This is a genomic window from Enterobacter sp. H2G27 (genome assembly GCF_054403075.1).
Genome location: NZ_JBSVSI010000001.1, coordinates 1,253,173 through 1,273,259, shown reverse-complemented (window position 1 = coordinate 1,273,259; position 20,087 = coordinate 1,253,173). Strand labels below are relative to the sequence as shown.

Sequence of the window (20,087 nt, the reverse complement as noted above, 5' to 3'; positions counted from 1 at the left end):
TGGGGCCTTTTTAGCACCCTCTCCACCTCAGTCTCTTTTGTCCGCTATCTATACTTAATGGATAACAGCCAAAACAGACTTAACACAGCCGGCTTTGAGCTGTGCATACACAGGCCCGGGACGGGCCGATGATGGAGATATCACCGCAATGTCAACTATTGGTCGTATTCACTCCTTTGAATCCTGTGGCACCGTTGATGGCCCGGGCATCCGCTTTATCACCTTTTTCCAGGGCTGCCTGATGCGCTGCCTGTACTGCCATAACCGCGATACCTGGGACACGCACGGCGGCAAAGAAGTGACCGTTGAAGACTTGATGAAAGAGGTGGTGACTTACCGCCACTTTATGAACGCGTCCGGTGGCGGCGTCACCGCATCCGGCGGTGAAGCCATTCTTCAGGCTGAATTTGTCCGTGACTGGTTCCGCGCCTGCCACAAAGAAGGCATACATACCTGCCTGGATACCAATGGCTTTGTACGTCGCTACGATCCGGTGATTGATGAACTGCTTGAAGTGACCGATCTGGTGATGCTCGATCTCAAACAGATGAACGATGAGATCCACCAGAACCTCGTTGGTGTCTCAAACCACCGCACGCTGGAGTTTGCCAAATACATAGCCGACAAAGGCATCAAAACCTGGATCCGCTACGTGGTTGTTCCTGGCTGGTCAGACGACGACGACTCCGCGCACCGCCTGGGGGAATTCACCCGTGACATGGGCAACGTCGAGAAAATCGAGCTTCTGCCCTATCACGAGCTGGGTAAACATAAATGGGTGGCCATGGGCGAAGAGTACAAACTCGATGGCGTGAAGCCGCCGAAAAAAGAGACGATGGAACGCGTGAAAGGTATTCTCGAGCAGTATGGCCACAAGGTCATGTATTAAAGAAAAGGCCCGGTAAAACCGGGCCTTTTTTATATTCTATTTAAATACACCGTTAATAACGGACGTCACAATGGCTGTGCTCAGCGCAATTAAGACCAGGTCGTCCCCGACCACGCGCCATTCATAGCCTGGGTAGGAAGGAAGCTGGTCCAGCATAGAGGCTGGCACGGTTTTCTTCGCAATGCCCGGAGGAAGCGGCTTACCGCGCGCCAGGTTTTTCGCGATGCCCGGAGGCAGAGAGTCATAACCCGTTAAGCCATAATTCAGCGCCAGGTGACGCGCATGATCGAAGCTCACGCGAGCATCAACATCATTACCGACATCTTTGCTATTTTTGAAGCTCTTATTCGATTTTCCAGGGTTATCCTGTCCGCTATTTTGCTTATTTCCATGGTTGCCGGAGTTACCAGAATTCCCGTTACCATGATTACCGCCATTACCTTGTCCGCCACCGTTTCCGTGACCACCGCCGTTCCCGTTTCCAGGATTAGCCATGACCGGAGCAGTTGCAAACGTTAAAGACAACACTACGGCAAGTGCGGTAGTGGAAAAACGACGAATAGACATGATTGCTGCCTTATAGTATTAGGACTCACATGAATTATCGCCTGGCGCAATAAACAAACAATAAGTAAAACTCTTAGTTGTGATGGGGACAAAAAAGCCTGTCATCGACAGGCTTTAATTTAATCAGGCATGTGCCACAGGCGTTGGATGCTCACCTGCTTTACGCAGCAGCATTAAGAGATATATAAACGACACGCTGGCAATCATGATAAACAGTAAATTGTCGGAGTAATTCTGCATCAGCATCGCGGTAAACGTCGGCCCTAATAAGCTGCCGATGGTATAGCTCAGTAACAGCGCCTGGTTCATTGCCACCAGCTGGTGATGCTCAACTTTCTCACAGGCCCAGGCCATCGCCACCGGATAGAGCGTAAAGCCGGCGGCCCCGAGAATGAACAGCGCAGGCGCCATTGCGGCGTTGCTGAGCATGGCAAGACATCCCATGATGACCACGAAGACCTGAACGCGCAGCACCAGCAAACGACCAAAGCGGTCCGCCAGACGGCCAATCGGCCACTGCCCGACGATCCCCGCACTCACCATGACCGCCATCCAGAATCCAATTCCGGAATCGCTGACGCCCTGATGATTCAGATAGAGCGGCATCAGACCATAGAGCGAGCCCAGTACAATCCCCGATATAATGCAGCCGTTAACGCCCAGACGCGCATGACGCAGTCTGAGCATTGGCCAGACGTGGGTTGCTTCCTGGTGTTCGCTGTTCTGGTTCACGATGCGCGTGAAGAGCAAAGGCAAGATCGCGGCCAGCACCATACCCGTTACCCACGGCAGAACGCTCATGAGGTCGGTTGGCAGCTTGCTGACCATCAGTTGCCCCAGTACGGTGCCGACGTAATAAACCATCATATAGGCTGCCAGCAGGCGTCCACGATTACGGGAGGTGCCGCTGCACATCAGCGCACTTTCAACAACTACCCAAATCATCGCGCAGCCTACACCGGCGATAAAGCGCCATGCCATCCAGCTCCAAAAGCCGACCATCAGGCCCAGCCCCGCACACCCGGCAGCGAAAATCAGCGAAGCCAGATAATAGCTGCGGTTAAAGCCAAAGCGCTTAATCAGGCTCCCGGTCACCAGGGTTCCAAGAAGGTTGCCGGTAAAAAAGGACGAGCTGACCATACCCACCTGCCAGGTCGGTAAGTTTTCATGGGCAAGCCACAGCGGGACGAGCGTATTTAACACTGCGATCGCCAGGGTCAACAGAAGCAAGCCACAGAGCAACAGCAGCACTGGCCGGGTATAGGTGGTCATGGATTAAAAAGCCGTGAGGAAGTTCAGATTTCGTGCGCATCATGCCACTGGCAAAAACAAAGTCAATCCACTGATTTAGCCGCCTCGCACAATATGTTCCCTGTCGATTTAAAAAACTTATCCTGCTAATGCCACGCCTGCTATAGATATTAATTATGTCTCTGTTTTCATTTATTAATGGGCAAAATTAAAACAAAACGACAGTCGAAAAATTTCATGATCGAAAAAAGAAAAAGCCGGGCACTCAGGCCCGGCTTGATATAACCAAATACAACGTTAACTTGCGATAGCCATACCTACAGTCATATGCAACCCGTAGAACACGCCGCGACCAATCAGTTCACCCGCCAGTACCAGCACAAAAGCCAGTGACAGCAGCGGCAGCGCGGGCTGATAACCTTTGAGCTGAGGAGCAATCCAGAATACCAACGCGGCGGCCAGCAGAACGATGCGCCAGGCCATCAGAGCACCGTAGTCCGGTACCAGGGCAGAAGCCTGCTGGATAGAGCTGTGAATGGTTGCCAGTTCTGCTCCCTGCATCAGGGCGACCATCGCACTCACCACCAGCGCCAGCAGCGAAACAGCGGGCAACAAACGCATTGCCCACCCGTCTACGCCCGCCACGCGCAGCAGCAGGTAGCCCAGCAGCGGTCCGCCGATCAACATCGTCAGGAAGAAGCTCATTGGCGTCCAGACGCTGTACCAGGTTGGAACGGTATCGATGGTGTTATAGACGCGCACCATCATCCACACGAACACCACGCCCAACACCATGGTCACGATTAGCCACAGGCTGCGCAGACCCGCAGGCAATTTTTTCATGGCGGCCAGCAGCCAGCCCAGCCCACCGACGACAAAGAAAATTGCTCCGCTGGCAATCTCGTTACTGAGGGATGAGGCACCCACGCGGTTCAGGGAGTTAAACGCGCGCATAGGCGAACCCAGGTGAAGCGTAGAGGCGATAAACCCAATCCCCATCAGCACCCACAGGCCAAACATGCTCAACACTAAACGCTGCTGCTGTTCAGCATTAAGGCGACCTTTCAACAGCGCCAGCGCGAGCACAATGAAACCACCCGCCACGCACTGACCAAAGACCGTGAAGATCATCAGCGGCCATTCATGCCATCCACTTCCCATCTCACACCTCCTTCGGATTTGCCAGGTAGCCGGTGGTATCACCTGTAGGACGGCTGTTGGCGTTAGGTTTAATCACAATACTCGGCTTCGTGAAGTGCGCAGACGGCAGCGGCGCCACGGCAGCGAGCTGACCGTGTTTTTGACGCAGCTCTTCAATCGGACCGAAGTCCAGCGCGCGCAGCGGGCAGGACTCGACGCAAATCGGCTTTTTGCCGTCCGCTACGCGGGTGTGGCAACCGTCGCATTTGGTCATATGACCTTTGGCGGCATTGTACTGCGGCGCGCCGTACGGGCACGCCATATGGCAGTACCGACAGCCGATGCAGACATCTTCGTCCACCACCACAAAACCGTCTTCACGCTTGTGCATCGCCCCGCTCGGGCAGACCCTGGTACAGGCCGGATCTTCACAGTGGTTACAGGCAATTGACAGGTAATAGGCAAAAACGTTCTGATGCCAGACGCCGTTATCTTCCTGCCAGTCCCCCCCGGCGTATTCATAAATACGGCGGAAGCTGACGTCAGGGGTCAGGTCTTTGTAATCTTTACAGGCCAGCTCGCAGGTTTTGCACCCGGTGCAACGGCTGGAATCAATAAAAAATCCATACTGGGTTGTCATCGGCTACTCCTTAAACCTTTTCAACCTGGACAAGGTTTGTGTGGGATGGGTTGCCTTTCGCCAGCGGCGACGGACGCTGCGTGGTCAGTACGTTAATACTGCCAGCCTGGTCGATGCGGTTTGCATCAGGGCTATACCAGGCACCTTCACCCAGCGCCACTACGCCGGGCATCATGCGCGGCGTCACTTTGGCTTCAATGTGAACCTCGCCGCGACCGTTGAAGATCCGCACGCGATCCCCATTGCTGATGCCTCGCGCTTTGGCATCCATCGGGTTGATCCACATCTCCTGTCGGCAGGCGGCTTTCAGCACGTCGACGTTACCGTAGGTAGAGTGAACACGCGCTTTGTAGTGGAAGCCGGTCAGCTGCAGCGGGAATTTCGCCGTCAGCGGATCGTTGTAGTTTTCAAAGCCCGGCGTGTAGATCGGCAGCGGATCGATAACGTCCCCTTCCGGCAGTTCCCAGGTTGACGCAATTTTTGCCAACTCTTCGGAATAGATTTCGATTTTGCCCGACGGCGTGGTCAGCGGGTTCGCCTGCGGATCTTCACGGAACGCTTTGTACGCCACGTGGTGCCCTTCCGGATCGCGCTGTTTGTACATCCCCTGCTTGCGGAAGGTGTCAAAGTCCGGCAGGTCAGGAATGGCCTTACGGGAGAGTTCATGCAGATGGCGCATCCACCCTTCCTGAGTCCGCCCCTCGGTAAACTGCTGCTCAACGCCAAGACGTTTCGCCAGCTCGGAGGTCATCTCATAAATGGTTTTGCACTCAAAGCGCGGTTTAATCGCCTGGTCGGTAAAAATCACGTAGGACATGTTGCCGCAGGATGCATCCAGCGCGAAATCCATCTGCTCAGAGGCGGTGCAGTCCGGCAGCAGGATATCGGCATATTTCGCCGAAGAGGTCATGTGGCAGTCGATCACCACAATCATCTCGCACTTCTTGTCGTCCTGCAGGATTTCATGGGTACGGTTGATTTCTGAATGCTGGTTGATGAGGCAGTTACCGGCATAGTTCCAGATCATCTTGATCGGCACGTCCAGCTTGTCCTTGCCGCGCACGCCGTCGCGCAGGGCGGTCATTTCCGGGCCGCGTTCAATCGCATCGGTCCACATAAACATGGAGATGCTGGTCTGAACCGGGTTATCCAGCGTTGGCATACGTTCGAACGGCACTTCATATGAACCTTCACGCGCGCCGGTGTTACCGCCGTGAATGCCGACGTTGCCGGTCAGAATGGAGAGCATGGAGATGGCCCGGGTCGCGATTTCGCCGTTCGCATGACGCTGCGGACCCCAGCCCTGGCTGATATAGGCCGGTTTGGCTGAACCAATTTCACGCGCCAGCTGAACGATACGCTCAGCCGGGATGCCGGTGATGGTGGACGCCCACTCCGGCGTTTTCGCCACGCCGTCGCTGCCCTGTCCGAGAATATACGCCTTGTAGTGACCGTTTGCCGGCGCGCTGGCTGGCAGAGTTTTCTCGTCATAGCCGACGCAGTATTTGTCCAGGAAAGGCTGATCGACAAGATTCTCAGTGATCATCACCCACGCCAGGGCGGAGACCAGCGCCGCGTCGGTCCCCGGACGAATGGGGATCCACTCGTCTTCACGTCCGGCGCCGGTGTCGGTATAGCGTGGGTCGATGATGATCATGCGGGCATTGGATTTGGCGCGGGCCTGTTCGAGGTAGTAGGTTACCCCACCGCCGCTCATGCGCGTTTCACCCGGGTTATTGCCGAACAGCACCACCAGCTTACTATTTTCGATATCAGACGGGCTGTTTCCGTCCGCCCAGCCGCCATAGGTGTAGTTCAGGCCAGCAGCAATCTGCGCCGATGAGTAGTCACCATAGTGATTGAGATAACCGCCGCAGCAGTTCATCAGGCGCGCCACCAGCGTTTTACCCGGTGGCCAGGAACGGGTCAGCGTGCCGCCAAGCGTCCCGGTACCGTAGTTCAGGTAGATGGATTCGTTGCCGAACTCTTTAATCAAACGCTGCATGTTAGTGGCAATGATATCGTAGGCTTCATCCCAGCTAATCCGCTCGAACTTCCCTTCCCCACGCTTACCGACGCGCTTCATCGGGTATTTCAGGCGGTCAGGATTATAGACGCGACGACGCATGGAGCGACCGCGCAGGCAGGCACGGACCTGATGTAACTCTTCGTAGTTATCGTCCCCGGTATTGTCGGTTTCGACATATTTAATTTCGCCATCCACTACATGCATACGCAGCGGACAACGGCTACCGCAGTTTACGGTACAGGCACTCCACACCACTTTTTCCGGAGCTGAGGCTGGGGATAGTACATCCGCCGCTGAGGCCAGTCGGGTAAAGGGGAGCGTGAAGGCGCTGCTGGCTACGGCCAGGCCGCCTATTGCCGTGGTTTTCATCAACCCACGGCGAGTGACCTCGGCAGCCATTAATGCTTCAGGCGCGTTGATTTTCATAGAGACTCACTTTGGTTGCTCACAAAGAAAAGAGTGGCGGCGCAAACCGCTATGTAGTTTTATATATAACGAATATTTTCGTTATCAGCGTTTTATGCTGACTTTCATTCGGAGGAGTATTACTACTTTAGAGGGAGGGGGTATTGCGTCGTATCAATTCATAAGCATAAAAAAAGCGCCCTGAGGCGCTTTTTTGTTTTAAGACAAATATTAACCGATGTACTGCTGGCCTTTCATGTATGGACGCAGCACTTCAGGGATCTCGATACGACCGTCTGCCTGCTGATAGTTTTCCAGCACGGCAACCAGCGTACGGCCCACAGCCAGACCAGAACCGTTCAGGGTATGCACCAGACGGGTTTTCTTGTCAGATTTGCTGCGGCAGCGTGCCTGCATGCGGCGCGCCTGGAAATCCCAGACGTTAGAGCAGGAGGAGATTTCACGGTAGGTGTTCTGCGCAGGCACCCACACTTCCAGATCGAAGGTTTTGCAGGCGCCAAAGCCCATATCACCGGTACACAGAGCCATACGACGGTACGGCAGACCCAGCAGCTCCAGAACCTTCTCCGCGTGGCCGGTCATCTCTTCCAGCGCGTCCATAGATTCTTCTGGACGAACGATCTGCACCATCTCAACTTTGTCGAACTGGTGCATACGGATCAGACCGCGCGTGTCGCGACCGTAAGAACCGGCTTCAGAACGGAAGCACGGTGAATGTGCCGTCAGTTTGATCGGCAGATCGTCTTCGTCGATGATCTCATCACGCACGAGGTTAGTCAGCGGCACTTCCGCGGTTGGGATCAGCGCGTAGTTGCTACTGTCTGCTTCTTCGTCCAGCGGGCGGGTATGGAACAGGTCGCCGGCAAATTTCGGCAACTGGCCCGTACCGTACAGCGTATCGTGGTTGACCAGATACGGCACGTAGGTTTCGCTGTAGCCATGCTGCTCGGTGTGCAGATCCAGCATGAACTGCGCCAGCGCGCGGTGCAGATGGGCAATCTGGCCTTTCATCACCACGAAGCGAGAACCTGTCAGCTTAACCGCTGCCGCAAAGTCCAGGCCCGCGTGCATTTCGCCCAGCGTCACGTGATCGCGTACTTCGAAGTCAAACTCACGAGGCGTACCCCAGCGCTTCACTTCAACGTTGTCGTTTTCATCTTTGCCGACAGGCACGCTGTCGTCAGGAATATTCGGGATAGCCAGGGCAATATCACGAATCTCGGCCTGAAGAACGTCCAGCTCAGCTTTCGCCTGATCCAGTTCTTCACCCAGCTTGTTCACTTCCAGGCGTAATGGCTCAATATCTTCCCCGCGCGCTTTCGCCTGGCCGATGGATTTCGATCGAGAGTTACGCTCTGCCTGCAGATTTTCAGTTTGTACCTGCAGTACTTTACGACGCTCTTCAAGAGCGCGTAGCTTATCTACATCCAGCTTAAAGCCCCGGCGTGCCAGTTTTTCAGCGACTGCGTCTGGCTCATTACGCAGCAGATTGGGATCGAGCATGCTTATCCTGTGCTTATCGAATTAAAATAGGAAAATGTGACCACAGCCTGCGGCCACAAGGATACTACGCCAACATTACCGCAACGATTGAACTAACGGTAGCGTTTTATAGGGCTATTTTGATCCTGTCCGGCGAGCCAGGTGAGCTTTTCACCAATCTTGCCTTCAAGACCTCTGTTTGTGGGGCGATAATAGCGCGTTTGTGCCATCTCCTGCGGGAAATATTCCTCCCCTGCGGCGTAGGCATTGGGTTCATCATGAGCGTAGCGGTACTCCTGCCCATACCCCATCTCTTTCATCAGTTTGGTCGGTGCATTACGCAAATGAACCGGAACATCGTAGTCCGGACGTTCACGCGCATCCGACATCGCCGCTTTAAACGCGGTATAAACCGCATTGCTTTTCGGCGCGCAGGCCAGATAAACAATCGCCTGCGCAATGGCACGTTCGCCCTCCGCAGGTCCAACGCGGGTGAAGCAGTCCCAGGCCGACAGCGCGACCTGCATAGCGCGTGGATCGGCATTGCCAACATCTTCAGACGCAATCGCCAGACAGCGGCGCGCGACATATAACGGATCGCCGCCCGCGGTGATAATGCGCGCGTACCAGTAAAGCGCCGCATCCGGTGCGCTGCCGCGTACCGACTTATGCAGCGCCGAGATCAGGTCGTAAAAACGGTCGCCTTTATTGTCGAAACGGGCGCTGCGTTCACCAGCAATTTCGGTGAGCAGTTCCGGTTTAAGCACCCGCTTCCCGGCATCGTCGACTTCGGCCATATCGGCCATCATTTCCAGCGTATTCAGCGCCCGACGCGCATCGCCGTTGACCAGCTCGGCAATCGCACGACGCGTGTCGTCGGGCAGAAAGATATCCTGCCCGCCGTAGCCGCGCGTTTTGTCGTCCATCGCCTGGGTGAGAACCTTTTCAATATCCTCGGTGGTCAGCGATTTGAGCAGATAAACGCGCGCGCGGGAGAGTAGCGCCGAGTTCAATTCAAACGACGGATTCTCGGTGGTCGCACCGATGAAGAAGATCGTGCCATCTTCAATATGCGGCAGGAAGGCATCCTGCTGGCTCTTGTTGAAGCGGTGGACTTCGTCCACGAAGAGGATGGTGCGCCGCCCGGCATTGCGGTTCTGCCGCGCACGCTCGATCGCCTCACGGATCTCCTTCACGCCGGAGGTCACCGCCGAGATGCGTTCAACGTCCGCGTTGGCATAGCGGGCGATCACTTCTGCAAGCGTGGTCTTGCCGGTGCCAGGGGGCCCCCAGAGGATCATGGAGTGAAGATGCCCCGCCTCAATGGCGCGTGGCAATGGCTTACCGGCAGCCAGCAGGTGCTGCTGGCCGATGTACTGCGCTAAATTTTCTGGCCGCATACGGGCGGCCAGAGGTTGAAACGCGTTATCTGAAAAATCGAGCGACAGATTGCCCACTCACGCCTCTTACTTATTGCGTTGGTCGTCCACCGTCACGCCCTTCGGCGGGGTAAAGGTGAATTTCGATGCATCAACGGCGCCGTTCTGCTGAGATTTTAGCTGGTAGCTGCTGCGCTGATCGTCCTGCTCAACCGCGCCGAACTGATTAATGGTACCGTTGGTGCTCACGTTAATGGTGAACTGCTTCAGGTTGCCGTTGCTGCCTTTCGGCGTCAGGACAAACTCGTCACCCGTCTGTTTAATATTGTACTGCTGCCAGTCGCTGGCCTGGTTACGGGCAATCAGCATAAACGGCGTATTGCTGGTGGCATCTTTCAGCCAGGTCGCAGTAGCCTGCTCAACGAACGGGTTGTAGAACCATAAGGTTTTACCGTCAGACACCAGAATGCTCTCATCCGGCTGGGTCATGTGCCAGTTGAACAGATTTGGGCGTTTTACCCACAAATCTCCCTGGCCTTCCTGCACCGCGTTGCCGCTGCCGTCCGTCACTTTTTGCGTGAAGCTGGCGTGGAAGCTGCTTACTTTATCCAGTCGGCTTTTAAGGTCGCTGGCTGCATCAGCCCAGACGCTGCTGGCAACAAAACTGGTGAGTAATGCACAGGCGATGGCGATTTTTTTCATTGTTATTCCTTAAAATACGTCTTCCCGATATGGGATTTCCGTCTTCTATTCTGGACCTGCCCGAAGGCAGGCGACAGAAGAAAATGCTTAAATTTGGCTGATTTACCCTTCTTTGCAAACGCTGAAGGTTAATCAAACGGCGGCGGCGCCAGCACCTCGCGGTTACCGTTATGCCCCTGCTCGCTCACAATGCCCTGCGCTTCCATCTGCTCGATGATACGCGCTGCGCGGTTATACCCGATGCGGAATTGACGCTGCACGCCTGAGATGGACGCTTTGCGTTTTTCGGTAACGAAGTTAACCGCCTGATCGAATAACGGATCCAGCTCTTCACCACCGTCGAAGCCACCGCCGCCGCCTTCGCTTTCCGTATCGCTGGTAATGCCGTCAATATATTGTGGACGACCGCGCGCTTTCCAGTCCTGCACAACGGCGTGAACTTCCTCGTCGCGGACAAACGCACCGTGAACACGCACCGGAGAAGTGGAGTTCGGGCCGGAATAGAGCATGTCCCCCATTCCCAGCAGCGACTCTGCGCCACCCTGATCAAGAATGGTACGGGAGTCAATTTTGCTTGATACGGTAAAGGCGATACGCGTCGGAATGTTCGCTTTGATAAGACCGGTGATAACGTCCACGGAAGGACGCTGGGTCGCCAGCACAAGGTGAATACCAGCCGCACGCGCTTTCTGCGCCAGACGGGCAATCAACTCTTCCACTTTCTTACCAACGGTCATCATCAGGTCAGCGAATTCATCGACCAGCACGACGATATAAGGCAGTTTTTCCAGCACCGGATGCTGGGCATCCATGCTGTCACCTGGCTTCCAGTAAGGATCCGGGATCGGACGTCCCATACGCATAGCCTGGGCGATTTTCTCGTTATAACCGGCCAGATTACGTACGCCCAACGCAGACATCAGCTTGTAGCGGCGTTCCATCTCATTGACGCTCCAGCGCAGGGCGTTGGCGGCGTCTTTCATGTCGGTGACCACTTCGGTCAGCAGATGAGGAATACCTTCATAGACCGACAGTTCGAGCATTTTCGGGTCGATCATGATGAAACGCACATCTTCCGGCTGCGCTTTATAGAGCATGCTGAGGATCATGGCGTTCACACCGACAGACTTACCGGAACCGGTAGTACCCGCGACCAGCAGGTGAGGCATTTTTGCGAGGTCTGCCACCACCGGATCGCCAGCGATATCTTTACCCAGCACCACGGTCAGCGGGGATGGGTTATCGCGGAATTTGGTGTTATCCAGCACTTCACGCAGGTAGACGGTCTGACGTTTCTTGTTCGGCAGCTCAAGACCAACGTAAGGTTTGCCCGGTATCACTTCCACCACACGTACCGCAACGGTCGACAAGGAACGCGCCAGGTCGCGGGACAGGTTAGAAATACGCGCGGCTTTAACGCCTGGCGCCAGGTTCAGTTCAAAACGGGTGATAACAGGGCCCGGCGAGTAGTTCACCACGTCAGCCTTGATACGGAAGTCGGCCAGACGGGCTTCCACCAGACGCGCCATCTGCTCCAGCGCGAAGGTATCGACGGGTTCCACTTCCGACGGCGGCGGCGTTAACAGATCCAGAGAAGGCAGCGGCGTGCTTGGACGCTGGAGCGGACGGCTGTCACCGTTACGCATCAGCAGCGGGTGAATCAGGCTCTCCTGCGGCTGAGGCGCAGGCTGCTGGAACTGCGGCGGCTGCGGTTGCTGAACTGGTTGTTGCGGTTGCGCATATGGCTGATGAACGGGCTGCTGGCGCACAGGCTCAACTTCCGGCATCACGCTCGGGGTAAATAAAGGCTCGCTCGGGCCATCATCCACCAGATCCTTCATCGGCGAGAATTCAAAATCAGACAGTGAGAACGGATTTGCACCAGCCGGTTGTTCACCGGAATAACGTTGCTGCTGGGTGGCGGCGAACTGGCGCGCTAATTCCGCTTCTGCAGCGTCATCTTCGTCTTCAGGCACAGGTTCATCGTGCTGATATTCTTCACCGTAGCGTTGATTCTGCTGCGCGGCGAACTGGCGGGCCAGCTCGTCCTGCTGCATCTCATCGACGTCATCTTCGTACTCATGCTCGCGCGCTTTCTCTTCCGCCATGCGCTGGGAAGGCAGCTTGATACCATAAGAGGCAAGTTCACGACGGGTTGGTACGCGAACGCGGTTAGGACGAGGCAGTTGCGGACCAATCCCCTCCTTCACCTGAGGACGTGGCGCGCCCCCTGTTGCCAGGCTAAAGACAGGTGCAGCCACGGCAGCGGCCGGGGTAGCCTGCTTCACGCTTTCCGCTACGGGTGCAACTACAGGTGTCGGGTCGACCGGTGGAACTGGGACAGAAGGCGCTTTTGTCACCGGCTCCTGCACCGGTTCAGGCACAGGCTGATACCAGGCAGCCAGCTGTTCGCGTTCACGCGCGCGGCGCTCTTCGACTTCTTCAAAATAGTACAGCGGTGGACGGGCTGGCTTCACCTCTTCCACGATTTCAGGTTCAGGCTGCAGCGCAACATGAGGCTGCACAGGTTCAACCGGTTCAGGCACATACTCCTGATACGGTTGGGCCACAGGCTGTTCAAAGTGAGGGTAATCTTGCGGTTCATACGCAGGCTGCGGCGGCTGATATGGCTGCTGCCACTGCTCCTGCTGCACAGGGACATAGCTCTCTGGTTCAGGCGCGATAACGGGCTCCGGCGTGTGAACACCGGGAGCAGTCTGCCAGTCAACCTGAGGTTGCTGAATAACGGATTCCGGCGGCGAAACCGGCGCGGATGGCATCACGGCGTCGACAGGCGCGGCATACGCCTGCGCTGCGGTTGTCGCGGCTGCGGCTGCCGCAACCGGTTCAGTGACCGAGTGACCGTTTAACAGCGGGTCGTATTCGTCAAAGTCCCCGGGTGTGGCCCGGCTGCCAGAGAAGAGCACATCGTCAGGATCGACTGCTACACCCGCAGCGCGATACGCCACCTGCTCGTCTTCATCCATGCGTTTACCGGAGAAGAGCGCCTCATCGGTTTTACGACCTAGCGGGTTGGCAAATTTCTCAGCAACACGCTGACGACGCGCCAGCGCGCCGCGCAGAATACGCGCACGACGAGATTCGCGACGCTGCACAGGCGCGTCATCTTCCTCTTCATCTTCGTACTCGTCTTCATCAACCCACGTATCGTCACGGCGGGTACGGTTGCTGGCGAAGGTCAGAATGGTGAGGATAAAACTACCAATTTTCTCGGCAATGCTCACCCATGACCAGCCGGTAAACAGCGTTAGCCCGGCCGCCCAAATGCACAGCAGCGCCAGCGTGCCGCCGCTGCTGTGCAGCATCGGCTGTAGCGCAGAACTGAGTAAGCTGCCGATTACACCACCAGAGGCGAAGTACCAGATATCATCCGCATTGATTGCCGCCAGCCCGCACGAAGTAAGGATCAGCGCCAGCGCGCCAATCAGGCGCAGCGACACGGCGAAATAGTCGATGTAATCATCGTTCTGACGATGACGCCACGCAAACCAGCAGCCGCCAATGATAATAACGGGGAGGGTGTAGGCCATCACACCGAAAATGAAAAACAGCGTATCCGCCAGCCAGGCACCAGGGACACCGCCTAAATTATGGATAGGCTCATGCCATGCAGTTTGTGACCAGCTGGGATCTGAAGGATTGAAACTGAATAAGGCTGCCATCAGCCAGACGGCAAAAAGGGCAATAACAATCAGCAAAGCCTCGAGGAGACGACGTCCGCTGCTTAGCTTCGATAGTGTGACTTCTTTGTCTTCAGTGTATTCCTGGCTCAAAAAAGGCTCTCCAGGTATCAGGCATATCCTGCCTTTTTGCTAAAACGGACAACAGCGCCGGGACTCCCCGGCACTGTTGCTGTATGGATTAACAGGAGTGTAATCAAACTAAGCTGATTTTGCACCTGTTCCGTGTTAGCGCGTCTTAATAACCAGACGATTGCTCTGTTTGACCTCTTCCATCACCACATATGTACGGGTGTCGTTCACGCCTGGCAGACGCAGCAGGGTTTCCCCCAGCAGCTTACGGTAGGCGGACATATCAGGCACTCGGGTTTTCAACAGGTAGTCGAAATCACCGGACACCAGATGACACTCTTGAATTTCTTCAAGTTTTTGTACAGCGGCGTTGAATTGTTCAAACACATCCGGCGCACCACGATTCAGAGTAATCTCAACAAATACCAGAAGTGAGGCATCCAGATAATGCGGGTTCAACAGAGCAGTGTAGCCCTGAATGAAACCCTGTCTTTCCAGTCGGCGCACACGCTCAAGGCACGGCGTCGGGGAAAGTCCCACACGTTTTGAAAGCTCGACGTTGGAAATACGCCCATCCTTTTGCAATTCATTAAGAATGTTACGATCGATACGGTCGAGATCTTTGCCAGGGCGCTTCTTGCTATCTACCATTATTATTGTCTCTCTGTATTCCTTCCCTACTCCTGCCTGGACCCTGTGCACATCACTGTTCAGAGCCTGTACCCGTTAGTCATCACATCGCCTGATTATGTAATAGACGCGATGCGGATTCGGGTTCTGTTGGTAAGAAGACCGTTGCCCGAAGGCTGTCACCGACATCACGTATGGCGTCTGTCCACGCCATGCGTAGATTTCACTGACCCGGTAAAAATGGCATTTACGTGCATGCCTATGCGGCATACGGTTAACGCGGTTTTTTTTCTTCCTTGAATGTTTTCGCAAAAGCGCAGGGGATTGTCAAAGCAAAACATCGTTTTTTAGTACAACATGCCGGATATTCATTACGGCAGGGTATTAATCCTCATTTTATTGCCTTAGAAACGACCGCTTTTATCGAGAAAGCGTGAGGTTATCGCGCGCTATTCATCGTCCATGGCTATTACACAGATTGATATCAAAATTGCTGCGCTCTTTTTTTACGGCAACAAATTCCCTACAATCCAGCCAAATGTCTGCCAACAACAATGGGGATCTCATGGGCACGGCCAAACACAGTAAGCTGCTAATCCTTGGTTCTGGACCTGCGGGATATACCGCAGCGGTCTATGCTGCACGCGCTAACCTGCACCCGGTACTCATTACCGGTATGGAAAAAGGCGGTCAGCTGACCACCACCACCGAAGTGGAAAACTGGCCAGGGGACCCGAACGACCTGACCGGGCCGCTGCTGATGGAACGTATGCACGAGCATGCCGCTAAATTCGAAACCGAAATTCTGTTCGACCACATCAATAAGGTCGATCTTCAGAACCGTCCGTTCCGCCTGACGGGCGACAGCGGCGAATACACCTGCGACGCGCTGATCATCGCCACGGGTGCTTCTGCCCGTTACCTCGGTCTGCCATCCGAAGAAGCGTTCAAGGGCCGCGGCGTCTCTGCCTGCGCAACCTGCGACGGTTTCTTCTACCGTAATCAGAAAGTCGCGGTCATCGGCGGCGGCAACACCGCAGTGGAAGAAGCACTCTATCTGGCAAACATTGCCTCTGAGGTGCACCTGATCCACCGTCGCGAAACCTTCCGCGCGGAGAAGATCCTGATCAAACGTCTGATGGATAAAGTAGCAAGCGGCAACATCGTGCTGCATACCAACCGTACCCTGGAAGAGGTGACGGGCGACCAGATGGGCGTTGCCGGTCTGCGTATCCGTGATACCCAGAACACCGATAACGTCGAAACGCTGGAAGTGGCGGGCCTTTTTGTGGCGATCGGTCACAGTCCGAACACCGCGATCTTCGACGGTCAGCTGGAGCTGGAAAACGGCTACATCAAAGTGCAGTCCGGTATTCACGGTAATGCGACCCAGACCAGCATCCCGGGTGTGTTCGCGGCCGGCGACGTGATGGACCACATTTACCGTCAGGCGATCACCTCAGCGGGTACCGGCTGTATGGCCGCGCTGGACGCTGAACGCTACCTCGATGGACTGGCTGAACAAGGTAAATAATCTTTACAAGTCAGTAACAAACGTAAATAAAGGCGGCGATAAGTCGCCTTTATTGTCTCCCCGTTGTAACATTGCGCTGCCCAACTTCTAATAACGTCACCTGCAAAGTACGCAATGGAAAAAACCCGTCAACAAGAGTTAACACGCTGGCTGAAACAGCAAAGCGTTATTTCCCGCCGCTGGCTTACGATTTCCCGTCTCCTGGGATTCGTTAGCGGTCTGTTGATTGTTGCCCAGGCATGGCTGCTGGCCCGCATTCTTAATCACATGATCATGGAGAACATTCCACGCGAAGCGCTCCTGCTGCCCTTTATTGTCCTGATCCTGATTTTTGTTCTGCGCGCCTGGGTGGTATGGCTGCGTGAGCGCGTCGGTTTTCACGCCGGACAGCACATCCGTTACGAGATCCGCCGTCAGGTGCTCGACAGGCTTCAGGAAGCCGGGCCCGCCTGGATCCAGGGTAAACCGGCCGGTAGCTGGGCGACGCTGATCCTTGAGCAGATTGACGATATGCACGACTACTACGCGCGCTATCTGCCGCAGATGGCCCTTGCCGTCTTCGTTCCGCTGCTGATCGTTATCGCTATCTTCCCGGTGAACTGGATGGCGGCGCTGATTCTGATGGGAACCGCCCCGCTGATCCCGCTATTTATGGCGCTGGTCGGGATGGGGGCAGCGGATGCCAACCGCCGTAACTTCCTGGCATTGGGTCGCCTGAGTGGCCATTTCCTCGATCGTCTTCGCGGCATGGAGACATTGCGCATCTTTGGCCGCGGTGAAGCGGAAACCGAAAATATTCGCCTGGCGTCGCAGGACTTCCGTCAGCGCACCATGGAAGTCTTACGCCTCGCCTTCTTATCTTCCGGCGTACTGGAATTCTTCACCTCGCTGTCGATTGCCCTCGTGGCGGTCTACTTCGGCTTCTCCTACCTTGGCGCGCTGGATTTCGGCCATTACGGCACGACAGTGACTCTTTCTGCCGGTTTCCTGGCGCTGATCCTGGCGCCGGAATTTTTCCAGCCGCTTCGCGATCTGGGAACCTTCTATCACGCCAAAGCGCAGGCGGTTGGCGCCGCCGATAGCCTGAAAATGTTTCTGGAAACGCCGCTGGCCCACCCGGAGCGGGGTGACGTAACGCTGAATGCTAAAGATCCGGTGACGATTGAAGCGCAGGACTTTTCCATTCTGTCGCCCGAAGGCAAAGTCCTCGCCGGTCCGCTGAACTTTACCTTACCTGCCGGACAACGCGTGGTGCTCGTCGGCACCAGCGGTTCCGGGAAAAGCTCTCTACTGAACGCGCTATCCGGTTTTATGGCCTACACGGGTTCACTGCGGATCAACAAAACCGAACTGCGCAACCTCGAGCCTGACGCCTGGCGTAAACAGCTCAGTTGGGTAGGACAAAACCCGCAGCTCCCGGCTTCTACGCTGCGTGAAAACGTGCTTCTGGCGCGCCCGGATGCGCGTGAAGATGAGCTGCAATCGGTTCTCGACCGCGCCTGGGTCAGCGAATTTCTGCCGCTGCTGCCGAAAGGGGTGGATACCGTGGTCGGCGATCAGTCCGCCGGGCTGTCGGTCGGGCAGGCGCAGCGCGTGGCCGTTGCCCGAGCGCTGCTTAACCCATGCCAGCTGATGCTGCTGGACGAGCCCGCCGCCAGCCTGGATGCCCACAGCGAGCAGCGCGTAATGGAAGCCCTGAACGCCGCCTCCCGGCAGCAAACTACCCTGATGGTCACCCATCAGCTGGAAGGCATTGCCGACTGGGACCAGATCTGGGTCATGGAGAACGGTCGTATTGTTGAGCAAGGCGATTACGCCTCTCTCGTTGCCGCCCAGGGACCATTTGCCGCCCTGCTGGCGAACCGTCAGGAGGATATCTGATGCGCGCTCTGCTGCCTTATCTTGCGCTCTATAAACGCCATAAATGGATGCTGACGCTGGGGATTGTGCTGGCGATTGTCACGCTGCTCGCCAGCATTGGCCTGCTCACGCTTTCTGGCTGGTTCCTGTCGGCCTCGGCCGTCGCAGGGTTCGCCGGTTTATACAGCTTCAACTATATGCTTCCGGCTGCCGGGGTTCGCGGTACCGCCATCACCCGTACTGCCGGACGCTATTTCGAACGCCTGGTGAGCCACGACGCCACCTTCCGCGTGCTGCAGCACCTGCGTATCTACACCTTCAGCAAACTGCTGCCCCTCTCCCCTGCCGGGCTGGCGCGTTTTCGTCAGGGCGAGTTGCTTAACCGCGTGGTGGCGGATGTCGACACGCTGGATCATCTTTATCTGCGCGTAATTTCCCCCATCGTGGGCGCGTTTGTGGTGATTGTGGTGGTCACGCTGGGGCTGTCTGTTCTGGATGTTCCCGTTGCGCTGACGCTGGGCGGGATAATGCTGTTAACGCTTATCGTTCTACCGCCGCTGTTTTACCGCGCCGGGAAATCCACCGGGGAAAACCTGACTCGTCTGCGTGGGGACTATCGACAGCAGCTGACCTCCTGGCTTCAGGGCCAGGCAGAGCTGACCATTTTTGGTGCCAGCAAGCGCTACCGCGCCCGCATGGAAAGTACGGAGCTAAACTGGCATGAAGCCCAGCGCCGCCAGTCGGAACTGACGGCTTTTTCTCAAGCGCTAATGATGCTAATCGGCGGTGTGGCGGTGATTGCCATGCTGTGGCTGGCTTCCGGCGATATCGGGGGAAATACACAGCCGGGTCCTCTTATTGCCCTTTTCGTTTTCTGTGCGCTGGCCGCATTTGAAGCGCTGGCCCCGGTGACGGGCGCCTTCCAGCACCTGGGTCAGGTTATCGCCTCTGCCCTGCGCATCACCCAGATTGCCGAGCAGGAGCCTGAAGTCACGTTCAGTGCCGGACAGACCGCGGTACCAGAGCAGGTTGCGCTGACGCTTGACGATGTCACCTTCAGCTATGACAAACAGGCACAGAACGCGCTGGAGGGTATCACCCTTTCTGTTAATGCCGGACAGCGGATTGCGATCCTCGGCCGTACCGGCTGCGGTAAATCGACGCTGCTGCAGCTGCTGACCCGCGCCTGGGATCCGCAGCGCGGTCAGATTCGTTTTAATAACACGTCGCTGATCGATTTTAGCGAGCAAGCCCTGCGCAAAACCGTCAGCGTCGTTCCGCAGCGCGTGCATCTGTTTAGCGCCACCCTGCGCGATAACCTGCTGCTGGCAGCCCCAGAGGCCACTGATGATACGCTTCGCGCCGTGCTGGAGCAGGTCGGGCTGCAAAAACTGCTTGAGGACGACGGGCTGAACAGCTGGCTGGGCGAAGGCGGCCGTCAGCTCTCCGGCGGTGAACTGCGCCGTCTGGCAATTGCGCGCGCGCTGCTGCACGATGCGCCGCTGATGCTGCTTGACGAGCCCACCGAAGGGCTTGACGCCACGACCGAGAGCCAAATCCTTGATTTGCTGGCCAATGTCATGACCGGTAAAACCGTCCTGATGGTCACGCATCGCCTGCGCGGACTGGCGAGTTTTGATCGGATAATTGTGATGGACAACGGACACATTATTGAGCAAGGTAGTCACGCAGAGCTGTTGGCGAAACAGGGTCGCTACTACCAGTTTAAACAGCGTCTGTAGACTATATTTGTAGCGTCCTCACTCGCGTACTGGAGTTTTGCTG

The 20,087-nt window shown here is 56.1% G+C and carries 14 protein-coding genes; 4 read left to right on the top strand and 10 right to left on the bottom strand.

Annotated elements, in window-relative coordinates; genetic code table 11:
- Positions 1-148: 148 nt before the first annotated feature.
- Positions 149-889, top strand: coding sequence for a pyruvate formate lyase 1-activating protein (gene pflA / locus ACW9E7_RS05940; RefSeq protein ID WP_045630022.1), 741 nt, complete (start codon positions 149-151; stop codon positions 887-889).
- 36 nt (positions 890-925) lie between these two features.
- On the opposite strand, the gene ACW9E7_RS05935 is transcribed toward pflA, so the two are convergent.
- From ACW9E7_RS05935 to lrp, 10 genes are all read right to left on the bottom strand, one after another.
- Entirely contained in the window at positions 926-1,456 is a 531-nt protein-coding gene (locus ACW9E7_RS05935; protein ID WP_111963925.1) for an anti-virulence regulator CigR family protein, read from the bottom strand.
- Between the two features lie 123 nt (positions 1,457-1,579).
- Positions 1,580-2,728 (bottom strand): MFS transporter, encoded by a 1,149-nt coding sequence (locus ACW9E7_RS05930; RefSeq protein ID WP_111963924.1) that lies wholly within the window; start codon positions 2,726-2,728, stop codon positions 1,580-1,582.
- Positions 2,729-3,004: 276 nt separating this feature from the next.
- On the bottom strand, positions 3,005-3,868 hold the full coding sequence (locus ACW9E7_RS05925) for a dimethyl sulfoxide reductase anchor subunit family protein (RefSeq protein ID WP_458727401.1): 864 nt from the start codon (positions 3,866-3,868) through the stop codon (positions 3,005-3,007).
- A gap of 1 nt (position 3,869) precedes the next feature.
- Positions 3,870-4,487, bottom strand: coding sequence for a DMSO/selenate family reductase complex B subunit (locus ACW9E7_RS05920; protein ID WP_115874632.1), 618 nt, complete (start codon positions 4,485-4,487; stop codon positions 3,870-3,872).
- A 10-nt stretch (positions 4,488-4,497) separates the two neighbouring features.
- The gene (gene dmsA, locus ACW9E7_RS05915) at positions 4,498-6,942 is read right to left on the bottom strand and encodes a dimethylsulfoxide reductase subunit A (protein WP_458727400.1); all 2,445 of its coding nucleotides are present in this window, start codon (positions 6,940-6,942) and stop codon (positions 4,498-4,500) included.
- 210 nt (positions 6,943-7,152) lie between these two features.
- Positions 7,153-8,445: a serine--tRNA ligase gene (gene serS, locus ACW9E7_RS05910; RefSeq protein ID WP_008499983.1), complete on the bottom strand. Its 1,293-nt coding sequence runs from the start codon at positions 8,443-8,445 to the stop codon at positions 7,153-7,155.
- Positions 8,446-8,537: 92 nt separating this feature from the next.
- Positions 8,538-9,881, bottom strand: a complete 1,344-nt coding sequence (gene rarA, locus ACW9E7_RS05905; protein ID WP_458727399.1) for a replication-associated recombination protein RarA — start codon at positions 9,879-9,881, stop codon at positions 8,538-8,540.
- A gap of 9 nt (positions 9,882-9,890) precedes the next feature.
- The gene (lolA, locus tag ACW9E7_RS05900; protein ID WP_021240884.1) at positions 9,891-10,505 is read right to left on the bottom strand and encodes an outer membrane lipoprotein chaperone LolA; all 615 of its coding nucleotides are present in this window, start codon (positions 10,503-10,505) and stop codon (positions 9,891-9,893) included.
- A gap of 128 nt (positions 10,506-10,633) precedes the next feature.
- Positions 10,634-14,299: a DNA translocase FtsK 4TM domain-containing protein gene (locus ACW9E7_RS05895; protein WP_458727398.1), complete on the bottom strand. Its 3,666-nt coding sequence runs from the start codon at positions 14,297-14,299 to the stop codon at positions 10,634-10,636.
- Between the two features lie 135 nt (positions 14,300-14,434).
- Positions 14,435-14,929 carry a leucine-responsive transcriptional regulator Lrp gene (gene lrp, locus ACW9E7_RS05890; RefSeq protein ID WP_000228469.1) on the bottom strand — a complete coding sequence of 165 codons (495 nt, stop codon included), beginning with the start codon at positions 14,927-14,929 and terminating at the stop codon, positions 14,435-14,437.
- 544 nt (positions 14,930-15,473) lie between these two features.
- Between lrp and trxB the strand changes: the two genes are divergently transcribed.
- The 3 genes from trxB (at position 15,474) to cydC (ending at position 20,044) form a co-directional block, all read left to right on the top strand.
- A complete protein-coding gene (gene trxB / locus ACW9E7_RS05885; RefSeq protein ID WP_032638969.1) occupies positions 15,474-16,442 on the top strand; it encodes a thioredoxin-disulfide reductase in 969 nt (322 codons plus the stop codon).
- Positions 16,443-16,556: 114 nt separating this feature from the next.
- Positions 16,557-18,323: a heme ABC transporter permease/ATP-binding protein CydD gene (gene cydD, locus ACW9E7_RS05880; protein WP_458727397.1), complete on the top strand. Its 1,767-nt coding sequence runs from the start codon at positions 16,557-16,559 to the stop codon at positions 18,321-18,323.
- Entirely contained in the window at positions 18,323-20,044 is a 1,722-nt protein-coding gene (gene cydC, locus ACW9E7_RS05875) for a heme ABC transporter ATP-binding protein/permease CydC (RefSeq protein ID WP_288462817.1), read from the top strand. The genes cydD and cydC overlap by 1 nt, the downstream gene beginning before the upstream one ends.
- Positions 20,045-20,087 lie beyond the last annotated feature (43 nt).